The organism is Verrucomicrobiota bacterium (genome assembly GCA_021413925.1).
In the GTDB taxonomy this organism is placed as follows: domain Bacteria; phylum Verrucomicrobiota; class Verrucomicrobiia; order Chthoniobacterales; family UBA6821; genus UBA6821.
Genome location: JAIOPL010000032.1, coordinates 1 through 26798, shown reverse-complemented (window position 1 = coordinate 26798; position 26798 = coordinate 1). Strand labels below are relative to the sequence as shown.

Sequence of the window (26798 nt, the reverse complement as noted above, 5' to 3'; positions counted from 1 at the left end):
CTGGTTGGTTCTTACTTTAAGCGGGTTTCTAAGCTGATTCCTTTTAGCTACAACATTTTTCAGACAAGTAGGAATCAAATGCGTTCAAAGGTTTTTTCATAAGAGCCTGTCTGAGTATGCTCCAGACTTCATCAGCTCGCGCAATTCGATCGCCCTCTCGGCGACTGTGGATGCTTCTTCTTGAGCAGAGAACAAGGTGAAGTGACCCATCTTACGGCCAGCCTTTGGCTCCCGCTTCCCATAGAGATGCAGGAAGAGTACCGGTTCGCGCAACAGGAGCTCCCAGTCTGGTTCGCCTGACTGCCAAAGATCGCCCAGAAGATTCACCATCACTCCCGCGGAGCGGAGTTCGACCGGTCCGAGCGGCAGACCGCAGACCGCCCTGACATGCTGGGCGAACTGGCTGGTGAGTGTGGTCTCGAGCGTGTGGTGTCCGGAGTTGTGGGGACGCGGAGCAAGCTCATTCACAATAAGGTCGCCGTTCTCCATCACAAAAAACTCGGCAGTGATTAGGCCGATGACGCCGAGCTTCACAGCGATCGCCGAGGTGATCTCCTGGGCTTTTACGAGCACGCCGGGATCCAATGGCGCAGGAACAGTCGTTACATCGAGGATGCCATTCCGGTGGACATTCGCCTGGACAGGGAAACAGAGCGTTTCCCCTCCGAAAGTTCGAGCGCAGATCACAGAAGCCTCGGAAGCAAAAGCGATTCGTTGTTCCAGCACAGCCCGAGGTGCGGCCAGTTGCTTCCAGGCACTTGCGGCATCATCACCCGGTTTGAGCGAAATCTGTCCCTTGCCATCGTAACCGAGGGCCGCGGTCTTCAGAATGCAGGGGGAGTTCATTTCTGACAGCGCTGAGGCAAGCTCCTCCGCAGAGTTGATGACCCGAAAGGGAGCCACGGGAAACCCGTTGTTCTGCAAGAACTCCTTCTCCAGCACGCGGTCCTGGCAGGTCCGCACGACCGAGGCGGAGGGCCTTACCGGAACGCGCGTCTCCAGAAACTCCAGCGCGCCGATCGGGATATTCTCGAACTCCACGGTCACGACATCGACCGCCTCGGCAAAGCGGGCCAGTGCATCGAGATCGTCGAAAGCTGCGGTGATGGAGAGATCCGCACAAGAGCAGGCCGGACCATCGGCAACTTCATCCAAGACCGCCACGCGGTAGCCGAGACTCTTAGCCGCCATGGCTGACATCCGGCCCAGCTGGCCGCTGCCCAGGATGCCGATTGTCGTTCCGGGAAGGAAGATCGCCGCGCTAACGGGGGATTTGCCTTCCGAAGCCGCAGGGGCCCCGTTAGTGTTGTCTCCTTCGATTTTGATCATGGATCGTCTTCTGTATCTGCTCGCCTTATCGGTTGTCACCCTTATCCGATTGCTCCCCATCACGGTCTGTTTCGTCCTGGGACAGGCAATCGGACTTCTGGTGTGTATGATTCTGCCCAGCTACCGCCGTCTCTCCAAACAGAATCTCCAGATCGCCTTCGGCCCCTCGCTGACCAATCGTGAAGCCTCCCGGATTACCCTGACTCATTTTCTCAATCTCGGGGCCAATATCGTCTGTTCGGTCAAGATTCCGGCCATGAGCATGAAGCAGCTTCGCTCCCGACTCAGCATGGAGAAGGAAGAGAACTGGATCGACTGGGTCATCGGGAAAAAGGCCGGTCAGCAAGGCACCGTGATCGCTCTCAGCCACTCGGGCAACTGGGAGATCAGCGCCCAGATCGGGGAATCCATCAAACCCCGCCCGGCGGGCTGTATCTATCAGGCGCTCCGTAACCCCCTCATGGATGATCTGGTCAACGGGGATCGCCGCAGCCGCGGGGTTGTCACCTTCGATCGCAAGAAGGAGATGCAGGCTGCCGTGACCATGCTCAAAGAGGGAGGCGCTGTCGGCGTCCTGACCGATCAGCATGCAGGGAATGCCGGGATCTGGATGCCCCTCTTCGGCAAACTCGCCTCCACCTCCCCTCTGGCGGCAAGCCTAGCCCAGCGCACCGACTCACTGCTTGTTCAGGCAACGGTCCGAACAGTGGGCTTGGCACGATGGGTCCTCCATACCAGCGATCCGATCCCGACCGAGGGGCTAACCGTCGAGGAGGTTACGATGAAACTCAATACACTGCTCGAGCAGGAGATCCGGCGTTCTCCCGCCGACTGGTTCTGGGTTCACAATCGCTGGAAAACCCCCCACCCAAACTTCCTGCTCCGCGGAGTGAAGCGCGGAATCTATCTGCCTCCTGAGATCAAGCCCTCCGATCTCCAGCCCTTCAAGATTCTACTCCGCTCACCGAACTGGCTCGGCGACGCCTGCATGGCTGTTCCTGCGATTCGCGCAATCAAAGAGGGACGCCCCGACCTCCGACTCACGATCCTCTCACCTGAGAAACTCATGCCGCTCTGGAAGGAGATTCCCGAAGTCGATGCGATCCTTTCCATCCCGCCGAAAGCCTCCCCATGGGAGGTTGCCAAGCTGATCAAGTCAGCCGACTCCTTCGATGTGGCGATCCTGCTGCCGAATTCCCTACGCAGCGCCCTAGAGGTCTGGCTGGCCGGCATACCGCGCCGGGTCGGCAGGGAGATCCACCGGGGCAAGCGTCTGCTGAACCAGACCTTCCCTCCCAACCGGCAGCTTCACCCGACACTTCATCAGACCAGTGAGTTGCTAGCCAGCGTACGCCACCTCGGAGGCCCGGAACCGACAGCACGCCCCCCCCGTCACGCTCCCCAGGGCCCGATCCGCATCGCACTCTGTTCCGGCGCAGAATACGGACCTGCCAAGCGCTGGCCGATCGAGCGCTACCGATCAGTCATGGAGGAGATATCGAAGGATCATGACCTCACCTGGGTTATCGTCGGCACGGCCAAGGAAGCGGATCTCGGAGAGGTTCTCTCACGCAATTTTCCCGGAAAGGTGGAGAACCTCTGCGGCAGAACCACGCTCCCGGAACTCATCGACGAGCTCAAGGGCTGCACCCTAATCCTGACCAATGATACCGGCACCATGCATCTCGCGGACCTTCTAGGTCTGCCGGTCGTCGCGATCTTCGGCTCGACCGAACCTGCCCTCACCGGCCCGGGCCATCTCGGCAGCATCACCAAACCGCCTCACCGGATAATCAGACGCAAGGTCGAATGCAGCCCCTGTTATCTCAGAGAATGCCCGATCGACTTCCGCTGCATGAAAGAGATCACCGTCCAGATGGTGACTTCTGCAGTGCTCGAATCGCTGCGGGAGGTTGAAGCTTTTTAGGGGGTTAGACTGAAGACTGTTAGGCTATAAGGTTCCAAATCCATTCCACATCTTTTCCAAATTAGAATCCCAATTACCCATCACCCATTCCCGATTACCTAATCCAATGCTCACCATTAAAAAACTCAAAAAAACCATCGGTGGCCGCACTCTCTTCGAGGAGGCCGACATGCAGGTCAACTATGGCGAGCGCGTCGCACTGGTCGGCCCGAATGGAGCCGGAAAATCGACCCTCTTTTCACTTCTCCTGAAAAAGGATGAGGCGGATTCAGGCACGATCGAGCGGGACGAGTGGACCATGATCGGCCATCTCGCCCAAGAAGGTGAGGCCACTGGCGATGAGACCGTCCTCGATGTCGCCACAGGTCGGGCCGGAGAGATTCCGGCTCTGGAAAAACGCCTCAAGGAACTCGAGGAGGCCGGCACTGTCGATACCCCGGAGTACAGCGAGGCCTCTTCCAAGCACGCGGCCCTCAGCGACCCCAAGGTCGAGGCCAAAGCCAAGAAGATCCTCGGGGGTCTGGGCTACCAGCAGGAGGACTTCGAGCGGAAGGCCAAGGAACTGAGCGGCGGCTGGGTCATGCGCGCCCATCTGGCCCGCCTTCTCGTCATGGAGCCCGACCTACTTTTGTTGGATGAGCCGACCAACCATCTCGACCTTGTCTCACTGCTCTGGCTCCAGAATTATCTGAAGACCTATCCAGGCGCCGTGCTTCTGATCTCCCACGACAGGCAATTCATGGATGAGATCATCCAGACAGTTTATGAGATCGCTGAGTGCCGCCTGCACTCCTACTCGGGGAACTATAGTGCCTTCCTGGAGGAGCGTGATTCCCGCTACGAGCGGCATAATGCAGCCTACAAGAACCAGCAGAAGGAGATCACCGACCTACGCGAGTTCTATGATCGCTTCCGACAGGTCGCCTCCAAGGCCTCTCAGGCCATGAGCAAGCTGAAGCAGATCGAGCGACTGGAGCTGATCGAGAAGCCGCTTCCTCCCCGCAAGCCATTCCGCTTCCAGATCCCACAGCCTCCGCGAGGCGGCCAACGAGCCGTCATCCTTGAGGAGATCCATATGGCCTATCCCACCTCTCAAGGTGAGCGGAAGGTCTACTCGGGCCTCGACCTCACCATCGAGCGAATGGAGCGCACCGTCCTTGTTGGACCCAATGGCGCCGGCAAGTCGACCCTGCTCAAGATCTTGGCCGGTGCACTCGAGTTCCAGAAAGGAAAGCGGATCGAGGGACCAAATGCGAAGATCGGCTACTTCAGCCAGCACAGAGCCGCCACCCTTGATCCGAACAAGTCGATCCTGGAAGAGGTCAGGGCCTCGAACGGGGAACTCTCAGAGAATGACGCCCGCGGTATCCTCGGCTCCTTCCTCTTTCGCAAGGATGACATCTACAAGAAGACCCCCGTCCTGAGCGGCGGCGAGAAGACACGCCTGAATCTCGTCAAGTTCCTAGTCGACCCCCCGAATCTCCTGCTGATGGACGAGCCGACTACCCATCTCGACATCCACACCGTCGAGTCGCTCATCATGGCGCTGAGCGCCTACGAGGGAACGCTTGTCTTTATCAGTCACGACGTCCACTTCATCCGGAAGCTGGCCACCAAGGTCCTCCATGTGAATGACGGCAAAGTCACCTCCTATCTCGGAACCTACGACGACTTCTTGGAAAAGGTCGGAGCGCTGGGGAATGAGCGCGAAGCGCTTACCGCTTAGCGGCCCTTTGGGCGGCAGGGGTTTAGTGGTTTAGACTGAAGGCTGTTAGGTCTGACGCTGAATCTCGCGCAGAGACGCAGAGACGCAGAGGAGTTTTTGAATCAGCAGCCCAGGAAAAGAGACGGGGGTAATATCTAGCCGACTGGCTCTGTTTCCCCTATTCCGATAGGTCTGTAGTAGTGGGAGCGCGAGCCGTACTTGTGGTGGCTTTTGCCGGGATGGAAGGGATGGGATTGTGCCAGGTGTTGCTTCCAACTGGCCGCATATTGCTCGGCCAGGGGTGGGTCATTTGATATGACCAGTAGGTTCTCTGCGTTGTAGTCTTCGGCGCTTTTGGTGAAGTTGAAGGAACCGGTGATCACTTTGCTCCCGTCGATCACCATCACCTTGTCATGGGCGATCCGGTAGGCTGAATCGATATAGGTCGGGATACCGCTCTCGGCATCAGCTTCCGTTCCCCGTGCCTGCTCCTGGCTCTTATCCAGGATCACCTCCACATCGACTCCCCGCTTCCCACAATCAGAGCCACAGCAATCGGCTCAGACGTGAAAGAATAAGCCTCCACTAGCACCTGCTTCTTCGCACTATTCACAGCTCTCACCACCGCCTCCGTTCATCCCCCATGGGGACTGAAATAGACTTTGATATCAGGAGTGTTGGTCTGGGCTTGGAGAATGGTAATTGAAAATAATGCGATAATAGCAAAGGCAGCGCGCCCGTGGCTCATTGGGATTTTTTTCTTTTATCTTCGAGCTCCATAAGCCTTTTTTTTAAAAAAGCCTCCGTCGTCACTCTCAACTCATTACCATCCGTCAGTAGCGCGTAAAACGTGTGGTCGAAGGTCTTGAAATGGATCTCTTTTGGAATGTCGCTCTCATCCACGAGCCAAGCCCGTCCTCCTGAGTTCACGCCCAAGGTTGCGGAGACCCAGTGATCAGTAAATTTACGCTTCTTTTCAGAAATATAGGTGATGCTTTTACAGACTCCGTGGTCAAAGCGGGCGCGTATGATCAAATCACCGTCCCGATAGATCCTAACGTCCTTGTCCAAAGTTGGATGGCCCAGCTTTTTGGACATGGCAGCCTCCGTCTCGCCGATCCAGACCAGTGAACAAGGGTTCATTTTTGCCGCAGGTGGTTTTTTGAGTAACTCCCTCTTGCCATTTCCTGAGTTAAAATTGGGGTCGTAGTCCCATTTATAAACGAGCAGGGTTTTTCTATCCCTCATGTCAGCCAGAAGGTCACTATGGGGTGTCCTGTAGTAAATACGATTTGGCCTAGTGAATGATGGGACGATCCACGCCCGATTTCCCGAGTTGTTAGCTAGAAGTCGTGATACCCAGCAGTCATTGAGTCTCTTGTAATTGTCAGCCTCATAAAGAACCGCATCAGCTACACCCGCCTTGTAGTGCGCAAAAACCGTCTGACATCCATCGAAGTAGAGTTTGGCCAGGTCGCTCTTATTTTTGTTTATTTTGTATTCTGGCCCGTAATTCCGGACGATGAATGATTCAGTATCACCAATTTTGGCAATCGTGTGGTCTGGTGCGAAGATGCATTCCGGAAGGCTATCCACGTGGATAGTTTTACCGGGCTGATGGAGTGCCTTCTGGAAGAAAGAGTCTGTATCAACCATCAACTGATTCCCTTTGCTGACAAAGGCATGGAACTTTCCATCCTGTGAGCGATAAACTTTACGGCTCGAGGCGGAGCTTTCTTCAAGAACCCAAGATGTACCCCGTGAGTTCAGCTTTAGAACAGAGGAAAGCCATGGTTTGGAGATCTTCCTGTCAAAGGTGAAGTAGAAGAGAGAGTCGGCTTTTCCTGCCTTAAAATGCGCCTGCACCTCGTTGCCATTGTCGTGAAATAGGTCAAACCCGTTCATGTAGTGGGCGGTCGGAGCTCCTAGTTCTTTGATGATTTGAGACTTGCTCTCCCCCAGTGCTGCCAAGTGAGGGGCGGTGGGTTTAGGGCATACAGTGGTGCATCCATTTAATAGGAGAGGCGATATTAAAATGAATGGCAAAGGGACTAGGTATAATGCGAAATGTTTCATGTTCAGTAGTTTTCAGAATGATTTAGATGCTCATGCCAGTTTTGAGAGTACTTGGCGGCAAGTTCAGGAGCGTGGAGTATCAGAAGTACATTCTCAGCATTCCCGGTCTCGGCTGCTTTCGTGAAATTGAAGCTTCCTGTTATTACTTCTTGATCGTCGATCACCATCACTTTGTTGTGGGCGATCTTATGGGTGGCGTCGATAAAGGTGGTAACTCCTCCATTAGTAAGAAATGTCGCACCGGAGTAGCGCTCAGTCCGCTGACTTCTGTCGAGGATGACCCTAACATCGACCCCACGCTTCTTCGCATCTACCAAAGCTTTTGCGATTGGTGTGGAGGTGAAACTGTAGGCCTGAACTAGAATAGTCTTTTTTGCTCCGTTGAGTGTTTCTACTACGGCTTGGGTGCAACCACCATTTGGGCTAAAATAAGCCTTGAGATCCTGTTGACCTTGTTGCCCTTGCAAGGTCAATGGAACTGTCAGAATTAGTATTAGAACAGCCCGTTTCAAGGTCTTTTATGGCGAATGTCTTCCCGAAGTCGCTTTACAGCGGGATGTTCTTGTTCAGTTGGGTCGATCTTTTTCAATTCCCCCTCGGCTTCAACGAACATCGAAAGTTCAATATAACCAATTGCAGCACGGCAATGACGCATAAGACTCTCAGAACCTGTAGTATAGTTACTCAGTGTTGGAATGGATGGATGCTTCAGTCCCTCTGATGAGGGCAGCTTCTTTGCTATCTGCCGTAGTACTGAAGAAACCGGAAAACTAACCATCAACAAGGCCCTATCAAGATCTGCATCATGTTTTTCAAGTAGTGCAATCAGAAGATGAAAAGGCCTGATGGTCGGCTCTTCTGATGAAAGATGGCCTTCTGCATTTGAAAAAATGCTTTTGGAGAGCTTACTTCTATGAATTATTCCGTTTTTATAAACTACATTGTGAGCTTGATTAAATGATTCACGTCTCAATCGTCGTCTGATTTTGGCGGGAACAAGTCCAGAGTTAATAAAGATCTGTTCTATCTCAGTTACCTCATCCTTAATCTCGAGCAACTCAATAGGCTTTGGACTGTGAATGATCTTTTCAAGCACTACATCAACAATCTTTAGGAGGCCAAGCATTAAGTCTAATGGATCAATCTCTTGATGATTAAGATTTTGAGCCTCAATCGCAGCAATCTTCCAAACTAGATTTATTCCATCAGAATATTTGCTCATATTCCTACGCAGAATCAGACTTAATGAATTTCTTCCTGGGCTTCATCTTTTCAACAGAAGGAGATGGGACGGGAGATGCAGTGACGCCGGGACAAGGTATGTTGACAGGAACGATCGATTGAGAAGGCACCGGGGCTGTGGTCGTAGTTTCGGATGTAACCTGGGTGGCTGGTCTTTTTAAGTCTCTGAAGACCTTCGAGGCCTTAGGATATAAAAAGGAAGCTATAAGAACCAACAATGTTAGTAAGAGAACGGATAATACCACCCGATAAATCAGTCTATTCCTTGATTCAATTGCATGTTTCCACGTCCCAAGTTCGTCGATCTCTTCTTGATAAGATCTATTTCCTAGCTTTGAAGCCGCAGTCCATAGTTGACTAGCAATTTCATAATCGCCTAACTGAACCTTTATTCGTGCCAGTAAATCAAGTTCTTGATGAGACTTTGGAAGGAAGCCACGAGGCATCAAAACCCCTTCTGCGCTTGCAAAAGCACCTAAGAGGGCAAGCTCAGAGGCTCTCGCCAGTCGATTCTGGAGTGCAAACTTGGAAAGTAGATTTGTCAATTGAAGATAACTCTTTTGTTGCTTTTATCGCGCCAGATTTGCTCCAAAACCCCTTTGTGCATTATTGACAACATCATCAGGCGTTAGTGTCCATAGTTGTTGAACAATCTGTCTAAGTCCTTCCGTGTTATTCTGGGATATGTAGTTACGTCCCATGTCCAAAAGACGTAAAGCCTTCGCTTGATCCGTCATTTTTGTTTTTTCCGATTCAAGGTACCTAAATTGATTTACCCAGAAAGAAGGTTGAGCAAATAAAATGCCGAAATATAAAGATTCAACGTCTTTTTGTCTCTTCTCAATACTATCAGCATCCTTACGCTTGATTGAGTCATCAACCTGAGATGAAAGGTCAGATGCTTTCTGCTTCTGTGAGGAAGTCCCGTGATCCGCTGCAACTGACTTAAGGTCTTTGAGCCAATCCTGAATCTTTGCTACAATTGAAGGCCAATGGACAAGAGTCTCAATAGCATCAACTTGAATTTTAAACTCAAGCATTCTCGATTGTCCTTTATTAGCAGCAACTGCATCGCCTTCAGAAGCTGCTATCGATGATCGTATTTCCTGGAGTAGGGCGGACGATCTTAGCTCATCAATCTTTGAGATGATGTCACTTTGGTCGGCCGCTTTAGCTTCCGCTTCAAGTTTTTGTAACCTTTCAATCTCGAAGCTTAAATCTGTTTCTAGATCTTTTTTTGTGATTGACCCCTTTCGTAGATCAAGATGGAAGTCGTATTCTTCATCAAAGATAGGAATGTAAATATTGATTGTGATAACTCGCGATTCATCAATCCTTAAAGTGATTTCAACATCAGATCCCGCTGGAAGGTCCCTTTTAATCTGTTTTGATGTGATCTCATAGATACCAATCAACAGATTTCTGTCTGCCTTTTCATTTTCACCTTCGACAATTGGAATCACAATCCCTGAACCTTCCTCCCCAACCTTAATAGTACTTATTGTCTTGAACGGTCTGTCTCCCTTCTTTTTTAAGGGAAGACCATCGCCCTTCTTGAAGAACACTTCCTTCTCGTTGCCACTAAGAGCAATTCCAAGTGAATGGATCAAAGGTTGTTCTTCGATTGCTGCGCCTACAGTATATACGAGATTGTCTGGAGAAACCTTTTTAAGGGTACCGACGGAATCAAACAATTCGATGTTAAATAGGTTTCTTTCCCCTTTTTCTGCGTGAAGGTTTAGGATGAATGACCCATCAGATTTAAGGGGGATTTTCCCACTCTTCCATTGACTCTTTTGATTCGTAACCTCGATTGAAAATCCGTCCATTGAGGAGTTTGCTGAGGACGATACCCTTCCACCAACCATGGGATCCGTTTCAATACCGACAGCTTTGTATTTCAGGTCTACGTGATACTCATCGGCAGCCATATTTGCAGATTTCTTGACCTCAATCTTTTGAGTCCCTGCGAATACGGCAGCTCCTTTAGCAACAACTGTAAGCGGGTCCATCGAATGATCAATCGCTATGGGCAAAGCGTTCTTGATAATCTCTCTGAAGTAGGGGGCTTTTGTGGGTCCTCCCACCAGTACTAGTTTAGTGATTCTATCCTCCGGGATATTTGATTTTTTGAGTGTGTCCTTACATATATCAATCGACCTACGTACGATTGGTTCAGCAATGCTGATTACTTCTGATTGAGTTAGTTGAATGTCCTCACAGTCAACCAGATTACCATCCTCATCTTCAAAGGAACATCCAAGCAAGGAGGTCGACGATTTTGTTGAGAGTTCGATCTTGGCAGCTTCAACGGCATGTTTGAGTTTTCGAAGTTGCCATCCCCACTTCTCATTTCCTCTTTGAAAACCGGGCAGATTGTAACCTCCCTGAAGCTTCGGAATGATAATTTTTTGTACAATATCCCAATCAATATCTGACCCACCGAGCCAGTTATCTCCACCATGGTTAACAACATTTATAAGCCCTTCTTCTGCTTTAATAATGGCTGCATCAAATGTTCCTCCACCGAAATCATAAACGAGCCAGTATTCACGTTCTGATTCTACTTGGAAGCCGTAAGCAAGCGCAGCCGCTACGGGCTCTTGTACCAGGGGACTAAGTGTAAATCCGGCAAGTTGTGCAGCTTTTCTAGTTGCATCACATTGGTGCAAACCAAAGGCTGCAGGTACTGTTATCACTGCGGAGTTAATCTCTTCTCCTCTTACTCTAATTACGTCTGAGCGGAGTCCTTTCAAGATTTCTGACGAGAGCTCCTCAGGAGACTTTGAAACACCGCTTTGCTTGAATTTGTAGGAATGATCGGTACCCATTTGCCGCTTGAACTCGGCGTATGCATCGTCGGGCTTATCGATTGTACCGTTTTTTGCTCTTGAGCCAGTGTAGACTTGGCCGTTTTTCCCAAACATAACCGCCGAGGAAGTTACATCTCCATCATCGTTATTTTTAATAATAGTTGTTGAAACACCTGTTAGCTCTGCAATAGCGCTATTAGTAGTTCCAAGATCGATTCCGAAATCAATAGTAGTTCTTGTCATATTATTCAGCTTTTGGGGTTTCAGGTGTTGCAATAACAATTTCTCCACGCTGAATGGTTTTATTTTGGAAATATATCGTTGGCATTAATGTTTCGATGACTGTTTCATGAGTGAGGCCGGGCTGCGGTTTGGTAGCTACGACATTCTCCGGAAGTCCATAATTGAATTGCTCACCTAAACGATCTTTTATCTCAAATCCCATGGATTTCAGTTTATCAATGATCTGTTCTGTATACTTGGAGAGTTTTTTTAATTCTTCTACAGATATGGATTCTTTTGCATCCATTGTATGTTTATCAATTATTCGATCCTGTATACGCCAAACATAAGTAATTATAGCCATTAAAGCTTCAAGAGGTTTTCCTGTAATGAAAAACTCTTTTCCAGCATTGTCATTACTATCTTGTTCATGCTTCTGTGAGCTCACAAGTACTTGTTCTATAATATCCTGCAATTGCTCTACTGCAGGATATTCGTGCTTAACTAGGACTATTTTTTTTGGTATTTTCATTTTTAACTAGGTTTTAATCCAAACTTCCATCCAGTTCTTTGAAGTTCCTGAATTCTTGAATAGGTAGACTTCGCTTTTCTAGGACTTGCGAAATCAAGAATCTGATTGAGCACTCCCCAGATAACTAGACCGCCAATAGCCCAGATAGCAATAGCTCCAGGAATAATTGCGGTAGCGATTCCGAATGCAATAAAGCCAATAATGAATGCAATCCATGATTCTTTGTTTTTGGCCTTCAAGCATTGAAGGCATCTAGGAACCTTGACAGAAAAATGCCTGTATTGTTGAGCTCTACCAAAAAGGTTGCGTGAAGTTACCTCATGCATGTCAACAGACATAGCGTGAGCTTCTAGGGAGGGATTCTTACCACAGAAGTGGCAGGTAGATTCTTTCACTGCTTCCTCTACAGTCTTAATATCCGCAGCTATGAGTTCTTTAAGCTTTTGATCACGAGCAAGTAGCGTTGCGAGTTTTATCGCATCTGATGCCAATGTGTAGTTCTTGTCTTTGTTATATGCATCGACAGAAATTGAGCGAAGGGACCTTGCTGCTTCATCGGATAGATCTTTGATTGATTCAGCATTTGATCCTTCTCTTTCAACAAAATCACAGAACATGGGCATAAACTCTTGTTTAAATTCTTTAAGCCTTGCTGCAATTTGCCCTTCGTCTTTATCGATCTTATCGAGGATTTTATAAGCCGAAGATAATCTCTCTTTGTTAAGACCGCTATTCCCACTTTCAATATTGATCGTTATTCGATCTTTAACCTCATCAGAAGTCGCAAGCGGCTGTAATTCTTTAAGAATTCTTACAAACTCAGAATTATTCTCGGTTTTTCTTACAAATAAGACTAATCCATTTATGCATGTCATCAAGACAGGATCGAACAGGTCTCCTATCTGACTTCTTTCATCTGAATAGAATAGTGAGAAAATCTCATTCTCATTTTTCAGTGTGGCGAGTGCTTGAGTAACAATCTTTGCTCCCGATGATGGATCAGCTTTGATACTTTCCGGCATTGCTGCAACAGATTGTTTAACTCTATTTTTGTGCGTAAGAAGTGCTTTGGTATAGACCAACTCTCTTTGTTCTGATTTCGGACAACACAACTTTAACCAGGAGACATGTTCCAATGCGATTCTTCTCTTCCCTTTTGAATTGAAGCGTAGGGCAAAGTCGGCATGAATAGATGCCAATGCAATTTGGAATGTTTCTCTGATTCTTCTTACAAATCCAGAAGTGAGCATTGGCTCATTTAGAGCTTCGACTCTATCTTTGAAGGCGGTCCAAAACTGGTCGTTTTGCCTGAGAAGCTGCAATCGCTCGTGCGCCTCTTTCCAGTAGTTCAGAATTTTTTCTGTCCTCTCTGGAGAGACATCTTCCACAAGCTGATAATTACTCCAGTCCATTGCAGTCAGGTGGAACATTACTGCTAGGTTGTGAGTGGCTATTCCTCTATTTAAACCAGAGACATCGTTATTCCATTGAGTGTAAGCGTCGTCAGTCTTACCTTTTAAGAAGGCCATATAGGCTGGATCTTGATGGCTTTCGTCCATGGGCCAGAACCAGAATAACTCGTCAATAACTCTAGCCTCGGGCATTTTCAGCCTATTCATGGCTGTTTTAATTGCATCTGCAGACGGTTGATTTGCTAAAGCAAAAGGGGTTGTTGTAGTTTCATCTTTAACCCCTAACTCATCTAACATTTTCTGCTTTTCGGCAGCACGTTTGATCTCTTTCTCAGTTGCGTAAACGGGAAGCCCGGTTATACGAAATACGTTTCCATTGTATAAATCAGGAGTACAGGCTTCTAAGAGAGGTTGTGATAAAGTGCGTTCCATGGGTCTTCAGTTACATGCTGATTCCGCAACGCCAAAGTTTAACAAGATTGTTATACTTGGACCTGAGACCAGGTGCTTTATTGAATGCCTCCTCCATCGCGTCTGCTGCTTCAGCGAGTCTTCCTTCCTTTTTGTATCTCAATGCTAGCTTTACAATCTCATTGCCTTTCTCTTGATCTGGGGAGCTAAGTCCTGAGCCAAGTGCAGTCTTAGAGTAACCGTCCTTCGCTTTTACATTGTGCCCCGCCGGATTTAAATGACCTGGCTTCCATTTTTCCAGAGCTTCAAGTATTTCCGATGCACTCTGGTATCTGTTAGCTGGATTAAATGAGAGGGCTTTTCTAATAATTTTGTCCAATTCATCATTAGCGTCTGGATTGATCAGCGATGGAGGCTTAAATGTGTCTTGTATCTCTTCAGCGCCTCCCCAGCCAAACTCCGTTGGCATCTTGAATGGAAGACGATCGGTCAGGAGTAAATATAGTGTTGTACCTATTGCCCAAATATCCGCGGAGCAAGAATCCCCTTTTGACGCTGTAAAAGCTTCAGGTGGTTTGAATGCAGGTGTTCCCGCTGCTGTAGCAAGAAACGTGAGAGGGTTTACAGATTTGGCTAAGCCGAAATCGCTGATGCGTGCTCTAAGACCATCTGTTTCATACCCTACCAATATGTTCTGAGGTTTGATATCCCGATGAATAATGGGTGGAGTCTGCCTATGGGCTATTGCTAGGCCACGACATACCTGTTTAATGAGGTCTATCGTGATATCAAGAGGAATTAGGCGAGTCCCATAGGAGTGCCAGAATTTTTCAAGGCTTCCACCTGATACATTCTCCATCGTGAAATACCCCTGGAGCCCTTTTTGCGATTCAAACACATTGGCATCAAATACTCGGACAATATTTGGATGACCAATACGCGAAAGCATTATTGCTTCACCAAGCATTTGCTCAATCTCCTCAACCGTCATTCCTGCCCTTTTAAAGACCTTCATGGCCTGCCTCCCCAAAAACCTGTGCTTTACTCTGTAGACCTCAGCAAATGCACCTTCTCCTAGAAATCTTTCGACTTCGTAGGTTTCTTTTATTGTTTCTCCATCAGATAAGAGTCTCATATTCTCAATTTCTAGCTGGAGTTCCAATTCTATGAAGTTCAGCGTTGAACTGATCAACGGCTGCATTCATATCATCAATTGCAGAATTATATCGCAACCGTAGATCGTTATATCTGTCTATTTTGTAATTAAACTGATCAACAGAGTTCTGGCTACTATGGTCAATGTAAGGTCGTTCTGCCTTTATTTGAGCATTAATGGCATCCATAGATTGTTTGCATGATGCCACCACCCCTTTCTTTTCTCTAACAACCTGATCCAATTTGTTTAGTGTGTAAGCCTGCGATTGCCGGTATGTATATGTAGTTCCACGGGTATCATTAAATGAACTCTGGGAAAGACTCGAGTTATAGGAGGAAGGTTGCGTATATGTAGGTCTGGGCGTGCTTTGGAAAACTGGAGTAAATGGTGCAATGTTGGCCGTACTTGAAGTACTAGGAGTCGGTGAGGGAAAAATCGGGAAGGCTCCTTCAGAATATTTTGAAATCTCAGGAGAGGATAACTCAACTGCGTCGGAATCGAGCCAATCTTTAAATCCTGAATACCCACCGGGAAGATAACCAAAATACTTCTTAATTATATTGCCATCAGGCTTGATTAAAACAAATGATGGAAAACCATATATCTGATAGACTTTTTTCAATGAAATAATGTCGCTACTTGGATATTTTCCATACGGAAAGTCAACTTGTAGGAGAACTAGATTATTAGCAGCATAATCTTGGAATGAGCTTGTGTTCAGAAGTTCGTTTTTTTGTTTCTGGGACCAAGAGCTCCAGTCGCTTCCTGAAAAATATATTAGAATATTTTTGTGGCTTTGCTCAGCTTTCTGAACCGCAATTTTATAACTTTCGTTCCATCCTTCAAATGTAGCACTTGTCGTTTCGCTTTGATTAATTGGGGATAGAGTCGAGCTTTGAACGGGGATAATCGGAGTAGATACGGGTTTTGGCGTGGATGCTACGATTGGAGGTGGGGTCGAGTAATTGGCAACTGAAGCGCTAGTATTCTTATTGCTGGTAGTTTCAGTTGTTGAATTTGCAGCCGCTATTAGAATGACTAGGCCTAAACCTGCCGCTCCAACTATTCCCAGTACAATGTTCTTATTTTTATTACTAGAAGAAGAGGGGGCTGCATTACTGCCTGGATTTAATTTTGGACCCCTAACTACAGGCGCTGAATCTATTCGCGTCCAATCACTTTGTCCGTTCAAACTTATCTCAATAGTTGTGCTAAAGTGCCCTGAGAGGATCATTGCATCAATAAAATCACGCAAAAAAGGGCCTCTCACTCTTCCTTTATCCTTCACATAAAGAAGGGCGCTTTCAGGTTTTTGTGAAATGACCATAGGATGCTGTTTTATTTACCATACGGATAAGCCCGAAAAACGTCAGCCAATTGTCTTCACTCTATTACCTTTGAGCAGCCCCTCAGTGTCCAATCCCGTGTAACCTATTTCCTCTAAATAGCTTTTAAGTTTTCCAAGTGCAATTGTGGCAATTTTGTGAGCGCTTTGTTTGCTGATTGAGAGTTTCGTTCCAATTTCAGCAAAGCTGTGACCTGACCTTATTGCATCAATCACCACTCGCTCCCTTAAATTGAGTCTCTCCAATACTTGCATAAGTATTGTGGTAGTCTCCTCCCATTGAACCACTTTTCTCACATCCTGCTTCTGATCCTTGATCTTAGACTTGGGTGAAGCGTCAAATGTGGAGCCAGAGGAAAGTCCAGCGTTCCCCCATTTAGGACTTTCATCAAGACTCTGGGGAAATACCTTCGCCATCTTGAGCTGTTTTGCATACAGGGTGTTGAGAGAATTCCGTATGGCTCTGGAGGCATACGGAGGAAACTCGCCACGCTCTGGATTATACGCATTGGCTGCCCTCCAGAGAGCCAATTGAGCCTCTGCCAGAGCCTCATCAGGAAGTGCCCTAGGAATATTGAAATACTCAAGTGCGATGACCTGAGCTAGTGCCAGATGGCCCTCAAACCTCGCTTCAGCTTCTTCCTTTTGGGTGTTTACCTCCATGTGGTCAAGTTCTGTCAGAGTTTTCTGGGTGTTGCAAGATCGACTACAACTGTATGACGAAAAAAACTCGCTGCAGTAGTAATCCTGTAAACAATGGAAAAAACTCTCATCCCCATGCCCCTTGAATTGCTTGATCTAGTAGAAGCAACAGCAGCTATCAACGAGCTCTCAACAGAAGAGCTGGTGCTAGCTGCTGTAACAAGGTTTTTGGAGAATCAAAAGGACTGGAACTGATGAACCGGATAGCATTCATCTCTGACATCCACGGTAATATTGATGCCTTGGATGCCGTGCTTCAGGAAATAGATCGACAAGGTATTGATGAGATTTATTGCCTTGGGGATATTGTTGGCTATGGGGCATCCCCTGCTGAATGCGTTCAACGAGTAAGAGACCGCTGTAGGGGAGCTGTTCTGGGAAATCACGATGAACTTGTATTAAGCGGCCCCGAGAACAATGCCCTCAGCGAAAGGGTTGCTGCTGGGATCCGCCATGCGCAGAAGGAATTATCCCAGGAAGACCTGAAATGGTTGAAAAAACTACCACTTTCAGTGTCCAAATCAAAATTCACCATTGTCCATGCCAGCCTCTACAACCCAGAGTGCTTTAACTACCTTACAAACCATGTTGATGCACGTTTACATTTTGAGAATCAAAAAACAGTTATTTCTTTCTTAGGCCATACGCATGTACCGATGATTTCAGAGGAGGGAAAAGGAGTGCACTCTCTGCAAGAAATCAAAGAGGGAGAGAGATTTTTAAATAGATTATCTCGCTATGCTATCAATGTGGGGTCTGTAGGTCAGCCAAGAGATGAGGATCCAAGGGCTTCTTTTTGTATTTTTGATCCTATAGAATACTCGATGATTATCCGCAGAATTCCCTACGATATCGGGATAGCTCAATTACGGATTAAAAATGCGAAACTTCCGCTCGTAAACGCTGCCCGTCTGCAAATAGGCAGCTAGAATAATAAACTCTTTGGATCGCATACTTGGATGGAAAGCAACGCGGTCAAGGGAACCAAGCCTCTAGGAATAGGAGCGGAGGAGTTGCCCTTAGGCAAACCCAAAAGGGCGGCACGGCTTTGCGGGAGCAAAGTGCCGTTCAGGCCGTAGTAGTCATACGGCGACCGCAAACCAACGCCGCTCTCCGCCAAGATCGCGAGCCTTGGCTGAGAAAAGTGCGGCAGACAGAAAAAGGCTCAGATCTTCTGAACCAGATCCCCCTCGACGAACTGGTGGATCAGGCCCGAGATGAGGGTCTGGTAGGGAACCCCCTTGGAGGCTGCCACACGCTGGATCCCAACCATGTCGTGTTCGGAGAGCCGGATATTGATCCGACGATCCTTTCGGAAGGTATTATCCGCGGCGGAGGCCAACTTGTTCAGCATCACCCTCCCGGGCTTTTGCAGCACAACTTTCCCAGCTTCGTACAGTGATTCAACTTCTTGTTCTTCCTTAGTCAGTTTCATTGTTTTTTTCCTCTAGATAGTCCCGGGTAGCCTTACGGCTGGGAATGATGGTGATCAGCCAAATGACTTCCCCTCGCTGCTCATAGGGAATGATGTGGATATAGTCCTCAATGAGAACGAAGAAGAGCTTCTGCCCAGGGTAGCGTGCCTGATCGGGGTGATCCGCAATTCTCCAGAGATCCCCAAGTCCCAGATGGACCACAATGGCCTCGAAAGAAATATCACGGGTGGATTTGAGAAGTTCATTTTTGTGAGGATCCCATTCAAAACGCATCTTTGTTCAGGATGCCTTATCGGCACACGCCACTCAAGCACATTCACCCGATCAAGACCGCGTTAGCTCGTTCAAAAAATCTCCGTAAAGACTGCTGCGTGCTTCCCGGCACTCGGCGTTGCGAGCTCAGCAGAATCTCGCGTAGAGGCGTAAGGATTTTAGATGCAGAGCAAGGCGTGAGAGCGAAGCCGTATCTATGAATACGGCGAGCAAGCAACAACAAAGCTCTGCGCTAAAAGCGCAAGCACTCAACCATTTCGCGCGTCGCCTGTTCCAATCCCACAAAAAGTGCGCGCGAAACGATCGAGTGGCCGATATTCAGTTCCACAAGCTTGGGGAGGGTTAGGATCGGCTGGACATTGGTGTAGTTCAGACCATGGCCGGCGTTCACCTGGATTCCGGTATCAGCGGCTTGACGAGCGGCCTCGATCAGGCGAGCTAGCTCAGCCTCTCGTGCAGCTCCTGCGGCCTCGGCATATGCTCCGGTATGGAGTTCCACGACGGGAGCGCCCAGGGAGGAGGCAGCAGCGATCTGGTCTGGCTCGGGATCAATGAAGAGACTGACACGGATGCCTGCATCGCGCATGGACTTGAGGGTCGGCTCAAGGGATGCCCTATGTTTGACACAGTCCAGCCCGCCCTCGGTGGTCACTTCTTCACGACTCTCTGGGACAAGGCAGACATCGGCAGGAAGAACCTTCAGGGCAATCGCCACGATCTCGGGGGAGTTCCCCATCTCGAGGTTGAGCTTCGTACCGATCGCTTCCTTGAGTCGAAAAATATCGTGGTCGACGACATGGCGACGGTCCTGACGGAGATGCGCGGTGATTCCTACAGCCCCTCCCCGCTCGGCGGCCAGAGCCGCTTCGACAGGATCAGGTTCGACGTTGATAGAGCTAGCGTTTTTAGCATAGCGAGCCTGTCGCACGGTGGCGACATGGTCGATATTAACGCCGAGCAGAGCTCCCACGGTTATTAAAAAATGCGGATTAGTGACGGAAGTGGCGGGTGCCGGTGAAGACCATGGCGACGCCACGCTCGTTGGCAGCGGCGATCACCTCGGGATCACGGACGGAACCGCCCGGCTGAATGGCAGCGGTTGCTCCCGCTTCAGCGGCGGCAATAAGACCATCAGGGAATGGGAAGAAGGCATCGGAGCAGACAACACTTCCCTTCAGGGAGAGACCGGCCTCGCCGGCCTTCCAGACGGCTATACGCGAGGAATCGACACGCGACATCTGACCGGCACCGATACCGAGGGTGCGGTCCTTGCCTGCATAGACAATGGCGTTGCTCTTCACATGCTTGACGACCTTCCAGCCGAATTCCATCGCCTCGATTTCATCCTTGGTTGGAGGACGGCTGGAGACGACATGATGCTCGATGCTTCCGGGGCCCTCTTTCGGGGAGACATCGGCATCCTGGACAAGCATGCCGCCGATCACGGAACGGATATCGCGATCTGTGGCGGGAATTTCCTGGAGCAGACGCATGAGTCGGAGATTCTTCTTTTTCTGCAGCAAGGCGCGGGCATCGACGGAAAACTCAGGAGCGATAATCACCTCGCTGAAGATCTCGGAAATGGCGCGGGCGAGCGCCTCGTCAACCGGGCGGTTCACGATGATGATGCCTCCGAAGGGTGCGGACCGATCGGTCGCAAAAGCTTTCTCCCATGCCTCGGCGAGATTCTCATCACTGCCGACACCGCAGGGATTGGTGTGCTTCAGGATGGCGACGGTCGGCTTCTCGAACTCGCTGATCAGTCGGGTGGCCGCCGTGATATCGAGGATGTTATTGAAGGAGAGTTCCTTGCCGTGGAGCTTCTCGAAATAGTCGAAGAAGCTGCCGTAGAGTTCGGCTTCCTGGTGAGGGTTCTCGCCGTAGCGAAGGCGTCCGGCCAGAGGAAACTCGAGGGAAAGAGTCTCTCCAGGAGCACTCTCGTTATCGAGATAAGAGCTGATGGCGCGATCGTAGGCGCCGGTGGTGGCGAAGGCCTTAACCGCAAGGCGGGCGCGCAGCTCGGGCGTGGTCTCGCCATTGCCGGCCTTCATCGCCTCAAGAACACGGGGATAGTCATCGGGATCCACAACGACAGTGACGGAGCGGTGGTTCTTAGACCCGCTGCGGATCATGGAGGGACCGCCGATATCGATCTGCTCGATGGCTTCTTCCAGGGTCACGCCCTTCTTGGCCACGGTCTCCTCAAAGGGGTAGAGATTCACGCAGACCAGGTCGATCGGCAGGATGTCGTGCTCGGCCGCCTGGGCCTGGTGCTTCGGATCATCGCGAAGGAAGAGGAGTCCTCCGTGGACCTTCGGGATGAGTGTCTTCACGCGGCCATCCATCATCTCGGGGAAGCCGGTGTAGTCGGAGATCTCCCGGACTGGAATGCCGGCGGCGGCGATCGCCTTGGCAGTGCCTCCGGTGGAGAGGAGTTCGACATTCTGCTCATGCAGGCCGCGGGCGAAGTCAATGAGTCCCGTCTTGTCGGAGACGGAGAGGAGGGCGCGTTGGATTTTCATGCTTAAGAAATTAGAGTGCTGTAATTCGTCAGGCGGCGTGGGTGAACTGGAGACGATAGAGATTGGAATAAAGCTCGGAGGAGTTCAATAACTCGGCGTGGGTGCCGGAGGCCACGATCTGCCCCTGATCCATGACGACGATCATGTCGCTGCCGAGTACTGTCGAGAGTCGGTGGGCAATCGCGATCACCGTGCGACCTTCCGAGAGACTCTCGAGGGCGGACTGGATCATCTTCTCCGATTCGGAGTCGAGCGCCGAGGTCGCCTCATCGAGCAGGAGGACAGGAGCTGCCTTCAGCAAAGCCCGGGCGATCGCCAGTCGCTGCTGCTGGCCGCCGGAGAGAAGACATCCCTTGTCTCCGACCACCGTCTCGTAGCCTTGAGGCTGGGCCATGATGAAGTCGTGGGCATACGCAAGCCGGGCAGCCTCCTCGATCTCTTCCTTCGTGGCATCGAGCCTGCCGAAGCGGATATTCTCATAGATTGAATCGTGGAAGAGGAAACTCTCTTGGGTCACGATGCCGATCTGCTCGCGCAACGAATCGAGAGTCAGCTCGCGCAGATCATTCCCGTCGATCAGGACGCGGCCCTGCTGAGGATCATAGAAGCGGAGCAGCAGTGAGAGGATCGTGCTTTTCCCCGCGCCACTGGCTCCGACTAGGGCGACCTTCTGGCCCGGTTCAATCACCAGATTCAGACCGGTTACGGCATTCTCCGCCATACCACCGGCGGCACTCGGAATGCCGTATGAGAAATTCACTCCCTCGAAGGCCAAATGACCGCGTACGGCTCCAAGCGGCCGGGCCCCCGGCAAGTCGTGGATCGTCGGCTTGGTGGCCAGCAGCTCGATGATGCTCGTGGCCGCGCCGAGGCAGTTCTGGATGGTCACGTGGATCTTGCTGATGTTCTTGATCGGATCGTAGAGCAGGAACATGCCGCCGAGCAGGGCAAGGAAACTCCCGATGCTCAGGTGCGCAAAATAGACATAGAAAAGGGCCAGCGAGACTCCGAAGGCGGAGACGGTCTCGATCATTGGCTGGACGATGGCGCCGCTCTTACTGGCCTTCATGCTGGAGCGAAACTGCTCCTCGCTCGACTTGTCAAAAAGACGCAGCTGGAAGGCCTCTCGGGCAAAGGACTTGATGATGCGGACACCGGCGAAGGACTCCTGCAGGATCACGGCCATGACACCCGCCTCATTCTGCATGGCGCGGGAGGCCTTGCGGACGCGACGCCCGTAGACGATGACCGGCACCAGGCAAATAGGGAAAAGAACGAGTGAGAAAAGGGTAAACTTCCAGTCGATGTGCAGTAGAACGATAATGGCCCCGATGGCGGTCAGTGGCTGTTTCACCAGATCGCCAACGATCGTCACCATCGACTGTTGGGCGACCATCGTGTCGTTCAGAACGCGGGAGAGCAGGCGACCGGACTGCGACTTGTTGAAGAAATCAAGGGACTGACCCATGAGATGGCCGAAAACCCGGCGGCGCATGTCGCGCAGGGCTCGCAAACTGACCCAAGTGAGGCAATAGACATTCGCATAGGAGAGCAGGCTGCGCAGGATCATCACACCGGGGATCAGCAGGGCCATCCATAGGAATGCATCGATTTTCGGCCCCTGGCCCAGGGTCGCCCCCTTCATCATGTCCGCCTGGCTGAATTTCCCCTGGAAAGCCGTGTCGCCGATCCATCGTATCAGCAGAAGCATGGAGCTGTTGACCGCCGCAAATCCAATCCCGGCCAGCAACCCAAGCGCGATGCGCTGCTTGTAGGGAGCGAGATAGCCCACCAGCTCGCGGAACGGCCCCCAGCTCTTGGGGAGATACTTGAAAAGAAATAGTGCGGGCTTCCCCTCGTGATTCTGGTGCGACTGCTGGTATTGCGACATGAAGCTTTGAGATTACAGCGAGGGATGGCGTAGCAGGAGAAAAAAACCGCCCCCCGTGACCCAGTTTGCGTAGAGATCAATTAACTCGGGTCCTACAAAAACCCAGAGTAGGGCTCCTAGAGCCAGATAGGGACCGAAGGGTATCCTTCCTCCAGAGCGACCCCGGGTGGCGGCCATCATTGCAACACCGATTAGGGCCCCAACAATCGATCCGGCAAAGAGGGAGAAGAGCACTCCTTTCCATCCTAGGAAGGCTCCGATGCAGGCCAGGAACTTCACGTCGCCGAAGCCCATCGCCTCGCGGGGTAACATGATCGAGGTGACCTCAGTACGAAGCGGCATAAGCTCGGAGATTCCTTCGTAGGCCCAGAAGCGTGAGCCATATGTTACGCCACTCGGATCCAGGATCAGTGACTCTGCCTCGATACCTTGGAGTCGTTCCCCATCGATCTCAAGCCATGCACAGGAGGCCTCTACCCGGTCCTTCTCGCGGTAAAACAGGTCGGCCAGAGGGATACTCTCCTGACCGAAAATCAGCAGAGGCTCGGCATCGGTTCCCGTGATCTCGAGCGTCGTCGGTTCATTTGTCCGGATCTTGCGGCGCCCAAAGGCCAGCTTTCCCACCTCCACAACACCCCAGAGCAGGAAGAAACCGAGTGCGGCTCCAACAAGCGAGAGCAGCAGTCCCTGCCACCAGACAAGAACCCCCATCATTCCAGGAATCAGCAGTGAGCAGACCAGACCCGCAACGATGCCTCCCTTAGTGATCTCATCCGGGATGATCAGATGGTCGAAATCAATAAAGGTCGCCGCCACAAGCAGCGAAAGGAAGAGCCAGAAGACTGGAGCCAGAGGCAGGCCGAAGCGTTCCCAGGCCAGCAGATAAAGGCCGGCAGTCAGAAGCTCGACAAGGGGATAGCGGATCGCGATCGGCATGGCGCAACCCGAGCAGCAACCCCGCAAAAGCACCCAACTGGCCACCGGCAAATTCTCATGCCACGGGATCGTTTTACCACAACCAGGACAGAAAGATCGCTTGGGATGCAGCAGTGAGATGCCGCGGGGAAGGCGGTGGATGACCGCATTCAGAAAGGATCCGTTAATCAGACCGAGCATCCCGACGGCGATCCAGGCGACCATGGAAAACTGAGGTCCGTTCAAGTGTCGCAGCCCTTAGTGTTCACTTGTGTTCAACCCTTAACGTTCATCAGGGCTCATTACTGATGACTATCGAGGGAGCCTCTCTTCGACAATCTCGCAGAGGACATGGAGCAGAAACTTCTGCGCCTCCTGGATCCGCGCGGTCTCGATCCCAGGAACGATCAACTCGACATCAGCAGCACCCTTGGTGAAGCCACCCCCTTTGCCAAGGAACGCGATCGTATGCACCCCTTGCCTGCGGGCCTCCTCAAGAGCCGTAAGGATATTCCGGGACTTGCCGCTCGTGGTGAGAACGATGAGGACGTCGCCCGGCTTGCCAAAGGCCGCTACCTGACGCGCGAAGACCTCGGTGAAGTCATAGTCGTTACCGATCGCTGTCATCAGACCGGCGTCGACCGTGAGGGCCATGGCTGGATAGGGCCGGCGATCCTCCTTGAAGCGGCAGGTGAACTCAGTCGAGAGATGAGCGCTGTCGCTGGCGCTCCCACCATTGCCGCAGAACATCAGCTTATTCCCGGCCAGCAGGGCATCGCCAGCCATAGAGGCAGCCTTTTCCAGATCTGCCTGCAAGGGGGGCAGTGCCTGGAGAACTTCTTGAAGGGATTGGAGGGAATCTTGGAACTGGCTCATCAAGGGGACATTGGAGAGGAGGGCGAAGAGCGTCAAGAGTGGCATGGATGAATTGGGCTGGCATAATTCGACGAGCCCAAGGCGCATTGACACCATGCAGGCCAACCGCTTTGATCGCTAGCTCATGAGCCACCAGATAGCAGCTCTCTTTTGCCGGTGCCGGCTTGCCGCCCTGGCCTTTTTTGTCGGGGCCTCCATGTTCCTGATCAGCGGATGCGCCGCCCCTGAACCACCTCAGGTGAAGCTTGAGAAAGCGAATATCCTCCCGCTTGCTATCGACCCGCACTTCGTTTTTAGGAAGAAAACCCAGTTCCTGAACGATCCCAAGACCTTCATTAATAGCGGACCTCCGAATGAAGCCATCAGCTTTGAGAGGCGCTACTATATGTGGCCAGCCACCACCTCACTTGACAAGGATGAGCTCAAGGGGAATTACTTCAACATATTCTGGTGGAACCACGGCTCGCCGGCCGACGTAACTATCCGCCTCGAGTACCGCCAGGCCAACCTAGGCAACTTCGTGATGGCTCGTGAAAAGAGCTACACCAACGTGAAGGGCTCTATTGCCACTCGGTTCTCTATCATCGGCGACGATTACCTTGAGAACGGCCAAGTCACCAACTGGCGCTGCATCCTGATTGTCGACAACAAGATCGTCGCCCTCACCCAGTCCTACCTCTGGAAATAGAGGTCCTAAAAGAGGTCTTAACTCACCTTCCCCCTACACAGCCTTATGCTCCCCTCCGTCGAAAAACTTCTCATCCTGCAGGATCGCGACCAGAAGCTCCGGGCGGTCCTCACCGAGCTTGCGGCGCTGCCCGGAGAAAAAGCGGCGCGGGACCGGGAGCTTAAGGCCGCTGACGACCGCCTCGAAGCGGCACGTGGACGCCAAAAGGAAATCGAGATCGATCGCAAAAAACTCGAGGTCGACGTGAAAGCAAAGCAGGATCAGATCGCGCGCTACAAGAACCAGCAGCTTGAGACCCGCAAGAACGAGGAATTCTCCGCCCTACGCCACGAGATCGAAATGGCTGAGAAGTCCATCGTGGAGATCGAGGACCGCGAGCTGGTCCTGATGCAGGATGCCGAAAACCTGAAACCCGCTCTGCAGGCGGCTCAGGAAGCCCATGTCGCCGAGAAGAAGAAGGTCGAAACCCACATGGCCTCTCTAGTCTCCCGCAAGGAGAACCTAGAAGCCAGGAAGAAGGAGCTCGAGTCAGAGCGCCCACACTTCACCGAGGGCATCGATGAGGATCTACTGGACCGCTACAACCGCCTCTTCAAGAGCAAGAACGGCATCGCGCTTGTCACCGTCGAGCACGGCGTCTGTGCAGGTTGCAACATGCAGGTTACCAACCAGTCCGTCCTCGAAGTCAGGGCTGAGAAGGAAATCGTCGGCTGCCCGCAATGTGGGCGGATACTCTACGAGCCCCAGTAGGCGCCACGCCGCAGCGCGGCGAGTTGAAAGGTTAAAGAGTTGAAGTGTTAAAAAAGTTGAATAGGAAAGGCGGAGGAAAAAGGAAATCGTCGGATGCTCGCAATGTGGGAGGAGTTTTTTAAGAACTCCATTAGCTGCCAACTGACAGTAGCGAGTAAGACCGATTAAGCTCGAGAGTCTTAAAGCAGACTGTAGGCCGAGCAGGCTAGCAATCTAGCCTGTATGTAACTCAAGGCGAATGCCCCAATACAGGAGAGCTTTGCCTTGCATGACAATATCATTTGCCGCTAAAATATGATATAGTGAATCGCGTTCTATACAGCATCGTTTGTTATATTTTCCTAGTTTTAGGGGCTCTTTTTGCAGAGGAATTCACAAGCGTCCGGTTATAAATTCCACAGCGTCAACTGGTTATTTTTATTAGGCATATAAGATTGCCTCTTCGTCAAACGGCTTGGGAAGAGAGGTGAGGATGATAAGGGGAGAGATGTAATTTACCCATATGGAAGAGGATGGCGATTCGCCAGTTTTTTGGGTTACGGAAGCCCCTGGCGGAGCTTTTTATGACTTGGATT

24 protein-coding genes and 1 pseudogene are annotated in these 26798 nt (G+C 50.9%); 6 read left to right on the top strand and 19 right to left on the bottom strand.

Annotation, left to right across the window (positions count from 1 at the left end; genetic code table 11):
• Positions 1-96 precede the first annotated feature (96 nt).
• Complete coding sequence (locus K8R57_11160; GenBank protein MCE9588856.1) at positions 97-1329, bottom strand: 5-(carboxyamino)imidazole ribonucleotide synthase; 1233 nt, start codon at positions 1327-1329, stop codon at positions 97-99.
• Between K8R57_11160 and waaF the strand changes: the two genes are divergently transcribed.
• Complete coding sequence (gene waaF, locus K8R57_11155; protein MCE9588855.1) at positions 1328-3256, top strand: lipopolysaccharide heptosyltransferase II; 1929 nt, start codon at positions 1328-1330, stop codon at positions 3254-3256. The two genes, K8R57_11160 and waaF, sit on opposite strands and share 2 nt — an antisense overlap.
• A gap of 106 nt (positions 3257-3362) precedes the next feature.
• Positions 3363-4982 (top strand): ATP-binding cassette domain-containing protein, encoded by a 1620-nt coding sequence (locus tag K8R57_11150; GenBank protein ID MCE9588854.1) that lies wholly within the window; start codon positions 3363-3365, stop codon positions 4980-4982.
• 134 nt (positions 4983-5116) lie between these two features.
• Here K8R57_11150 and K8R57_11145 read toward each other — a convergent pair.
• The 11 genes and pseudogenes from K8R57_11145 to K8R57_11095 form a co-directional block, all read right to left on the bottom strand.
• Positions 5117-5709: pseudogene (locus K8R57_11145) on the bottom strand (phospholipase D family protein).
• Positions 5706-7037, bottom strand: a complete 1332-nt coding sequence (locus K8R57_11140) for a hypothetical protein (GenBank protein ID MCE9588853.1) — start codon at positions 7035-7037, stop codon at positions 5706-5708. The pseudogene K8R57_11145 and the gene K8R57_11140 overlap by 4 nt, the downstream one beginning before the upstream one ends.
• Positions 7038-7039: 2 nt before the next feature.
• On the bottom strand, positions 7040-7549 hold the full coding sequence (locus K8R57_11135) for a phospholipase D family protein (GenBank protein MCE9588852.1): 510 nt from the start codon (positions 7547-7549) through the stop codon (positions 7040-7042).
• Positions 7546-8259: a hypothetical protein gene (locus tag K8R57_11130; GenBank protein MCE9588851.1), complete on the bottom strand. Its 714-nt coding sequence runs from the start codon at positions 8257-8259 to the stop codon at positions 7546-7548. Before K8R57_11130 ends, K8R57_11135 begins: the two co-directional genes overlap by 4 nt.
• 4 nt (positions 8260-8263) lie before the next feature.
• Positions 8264-8824 (bottom strand): hypothetical protein, encoded by a 561-nt coding sequence (locus K8R57_11125; protein ID MCE9588850.1) that lies wholly within the window; start codon positions 8822-8824, stop codon positions 8264-8266.
• A gap of 24 nt (positions 8825-8848) precedes the next feature.
• Positions 8849-11335, bottom strand: a complete 2487-nt coding sequence (locus K8R57_11120) for an Hsp70 family protein (GenBank protein ID MCE9588849.1) — start codon at positions 11333-11335, stop codon at positions 8849-8851.
• Position 11336: 1 nt separating this feature from the next.
• The gene (locus K8R57_11115; GenBank protein MCE9588848.1) at positions 11337-11846 is read right to left on the bottom strand and encodes a hypothetical protein; all 510 of its coding nucleotides are present in this window, start codon (positions 11844-11846) and stop codon (positions 11337-11339) included.
• A gap of 2 nt (positions 11847-11848) precedes the next feature.
• Entirely contained in the window at positions 11849-13690 is a 1842-nt protein-coding gene (locus tag K8R57_11110; protein ID MCE9588847.1) for a hypothetical protein, read from the bottom strand.
• 10 nt (positions 13691-13700) lie between these two features.
• Positions 13701-14804 (bottom strand): serine/threonine protein kinase, encoded by a 1104-nt coding sequence (locus K8R57_11105; GenBank protein MCE9588846.1) that lies wholly within the window; start codon positions 14802-14804, stop codon positions 13701-13703.
• Between the two features lie 4 nt (positions 14805-14808).
• A complete protein-coding gene (locus K8R57_11100) occupies positions 14809-16152 on the bottom strand; it encodes a thioredoxin family protein (GenBank protein MCE9588845.1) in 1344 nt (447 codons plus the stop codon).
• Between the two features lie 42 nt (positions 16153-16194).
• A complete protein-coding gene (locus K8R57_11095; GenBank protein MCE9588844.1) occupies positions 16195-16833 on the bottom strand; it encodes a sigma-70 family RNA polymerase sigma factor in 639 nt (212 codons plus the stop codon).
• 93 nt (positions 16834-16926) lie between these two features.
• Between K8R57_11095 and K8R57_11090 the strand changes: the two genes are divergently transcribed.
• Positions 16927-17067 carry a hypothetical protein gene (locus K8R57_11090; GenBank protein ID MCE9588843.1) on the top strand — a complete coding sequence of 47 codons (141 nt, stop codon included), beginning with the start codon at positions 16927-16929 and terminating at the stop codon, positions 17065-17067.
• Entirely contained in the window at positions 17067-17801 is a 735-nt protein-coding gene (locus K8R57_11085; GenBank protein MCE9588842.1) for a metallophosphatase family protein, read from the top strand. The genes K8R57_11090 and K8R57_11085 overlap by 1 nt, the downstream gene beginning before the upstream one ends.
• Positions 17802-18037: 236 nt before the next feature.
• Here K8R57_11085 and K8R57_11080 read toward each other — a convergent pair whose 3' ends face one another.
• The 7 genes from K8R57_11080 to K8R57_11050 form a co-directional block, all read right to left on the bottom strand.
• The gene (locus K8R57_11080; GenBank protein ID MCE9588841.1) at positions 18038-18307 is read right to left on the bottom strand and encodes a hypothetical protein; all 270 of its coding nucleotides are present in this window, start codon (positions 18305-18307) and stop codon (positions 18038-18040) included.
• Entirely contained in the window at positions 18294-18581 is a 288-nt protein-coding gene (locus K8R57_11075) for a toxin (GenBank protein MCE9588840.1), read from the bottom strand. Before K8R57_11075 ends, K8R57_11080 begins: the two co-directional genes overlap by 14 nt.
• A gap of 232 nt (positions 18582-18813) precedes the next feature.
• Positions 18814-19551: a pyridoxine 5'-phosphate synthase gene (locus K8R57_11070; GenBank protein ID MCE9588839.1), complete on the bottom strand. Its 738-nt coding sequence runs from the start codon at positions 19549-19551 to the stop codon at positions 18814-18816.
• Between the two features lie 19 nt (positions 19552-19570).
• Positions 19571-21103 (bottom strand): bifunctional phosphoribosylaminoimidazolecarboxamide formyltransferase/IMP cyclohydrolase, encoded by a 1533-nt coding sequence (purH, locus tag K8R57_11065; protein MCE9588838.1) that lies wholly within the window; start codon positions 21101-21103, stop codon positions 19571-19573.
• A gap of 28 nt (positions 21104-21131) precedes the next feature.
• Positions 21132-22994: an ATP-binding cassette domain-containing protein gene (locus K8R57_11060; GenBank protein MCE9588837.1), complete on the bottom strand. Its 1863-nt coding sequence runs from the start codon at positions 22992-22994 to the stop codon at positions 21132-21134.
• A 12-nt stretch (positions 22995-23006) separates the two neighbouring features.
• Entirely contained in the window at positions 23007-24134 is a 1128-nt protein-coding gene (locus K8R57_11055; GenBank protein ID MCE9588836.1) for a prepilin peptidase, read from the bottom strand.
• Positions 24135-24221: 87 nt separating this feature from the next.
• On the bottom strand, positions 24222-24785 hold the full coding sequence (locus tag K8R57_11050; protein ID MCE9588835.1) for an SIS domain-containing protein: 564 nt from the start codon (positions 24783-24785) through the stop codon (positions 24222-24224).
• A gap of 124 nt (positions 24786-24909) precedes the next feature.
• Here K8R57_11050 and K8R57_11045 point away from each other — a divergent pair, with 124 nt between their 5' ends.
• The gene (locus K8R57_11045) at positions 24910-25473 is read left to right on the top strand and encodes a hypothetical protein (protein MCE9588834.1); all 564 of its coding nucleotides are present in this window, start codon (positions 24910-24912) and stop codon (positions 25471-25473) included.
• A gap of 45 nt (positions 25474-25518) precedes the next feature.
• Positions 25519-26223: a hypothetical protein gene (locus K8R57_11040; GenBank protein ID MCE9588833.1), complete on the top strand. Its 705-nt coding sequence runs from the start codon at positions 25519-25521 to the stop codon at positions 26221-26223.
• Positions 26224-26798: the final 575 nt, after the last annotated feature.

What these genes read in the sequence shown, in the direction of transcription:
- K8R57_11080 (MCE9588841.1), bottom strand. Translation starts at nt 18,307, where the DNA reads ATGAAACTGACTAAGGAAGAACAAGAAGTTGAATCACTGTACGAAGCT.
- K8R57_11100 (MCE9588845.1), bottom strand. Translation starts at nt 16,152, where the DNA reads ATGGTCATTTCACAAAAACCTGAAAGCGCCCTTCTTTATGTGAAGGAT.
- K8R57_11090 (MCE9588843.1), top strand. Translation starts at nt 16,927, where the DNA reads ATGGAAAAAACTCTCATCCCCATGCCCCTTGAATTGCTTGATCTAGTA.
- K8R57_11160 (MCE9588856.1), bottom strand. Translation starts at nt 1,329, where the DNA reads ATGATCAAAATCGAAGGAGACAACACTAACGGGGCCCCTGCGGCTTCG.
- K8R57_11140 (MCE9588853.1), bottom strand. Translation starts at nt 7,037, where the DNA reads ATGAAACATTTCGCATTATACCTAGTCCCTTTGCCATTCATTTTAATA.
- K8R57_11045 (MCE9588834.1), top strand. Translation starts at nt 24,910, where the DNA reads ATGAGCCACCAGATAGCAGCTCTCTTTTGCCGGTGCCGGCTTGCCGCC.
- K8R57_11075 (MCE9588840.1), bottom strand. Translation starts at nt 18,581, where the DNA reads ATGCGTTTTGAATGGGATCCTCACAAAAATGAACTTCTCAAATCCACC.
- K8R57_11060 (MCE9588837.1), bottom strand. Translation starts at nt 22,994, where the DNA reads ATGTCGCAATACCAGCAGTCGCACCAGAATCACGAGGGGAAGCCCGCA.
- K8R57_11105 (MCE9588846.1), bottom strand. Translation starts at nt 14,804, where the DNA reads ATGAGACTCTTATCTGATGGAGAAACAATAAAAGAAACCTACGAAGTC.
- K8R57_11085 (MCE9588842.1), top strand. Translation starts at nt 17,067, where the DNA reads ATGAACCGGATAGCATTCATCTCTGACATCCACGGTAATATTGATGCC.
- K8R57_11115 (MCE9588848.1), bottom strand. Translation starts at nt 11,846, where the DNA reads ATGAAAATACCAAAAAAAATAGTCCTAGTTAAGCACGAATATCCTGCA.
- K8R57_11130 (MCE9588851.1), bottom strand. Translation starts at nt 8,259, where the DNA reads ATGAGCAAATATTCTGATGGAATAAATCTAGTTTGGAAGATTGCTGCG.
- K8R57_11110 (MCE9588847.1), bottom strand. Translation starts at nt 13,690, where the DNA reads ATGGAACGCACTTTATCACAACCTCTCTTAGAAGCCTGTACTCCTGAT.
- K8R57_11040 (MCE9588833.1), top strand. Translation starts at nt 25,519, where the DNA reads ATGCTCCCCTCCGTCGAAAAACTTCTCATCCTGCAGGATCGCGACCAG.
- K8R57_11050 (MCE9588835.1), bottom strand. Translation starts at nt 24,785, where the DNA reads ATGAGCCAGTTCCAAGATTCCCTCCAATCCCTTCAAGAAGTTCTCCAG.
- K8R57_11055 (MCE9588836.1), bottom strand. Translation starts at nt 24,134, where the DNA reads ATGGTCGCCTGGATCGCCGTCGGGATGCTCGGTCTGATTAACGGATCC.
- K8R57_11095 (MCE9588844.1), bottom strand. Translation starts at nt 16,833, where the DNA reads ATGGAGGTAAACACCCAAAAGGAAGAAGCTGAAGCGAGGTTTGAGGGC.
- K8R57_11150 (MCE9588854.1), top strand. Translation starts at nt 3,363, where the DNA reads ATGCTCACCATTAAAAAACTCAAAAAAACCATCGGTGGCCGCACTCTC.
- K8R57_11120 (MCE9588849.1), bottom strand. Translation starts at nt 11,335, where the DNA reads ATGACAAGAACTACTATTGATTTCGGAATCGATCTTGGAACTACTAAT.
- purH (MCE9588838.1), bottom strand. Translation starts at nt 21,103, where the DNA reads ATGAAAATCCAACGCGCCCTCCTCTCCGTCTCCGACAAGACGGGACTC.
- waaF (MCE9588855.1), top strand. Translation starts at nt 1,328, where the DNA reads ATGGATCGTCTTCTGTATCTGCTCGCCTTATCGGTTGTCACCCTTATC.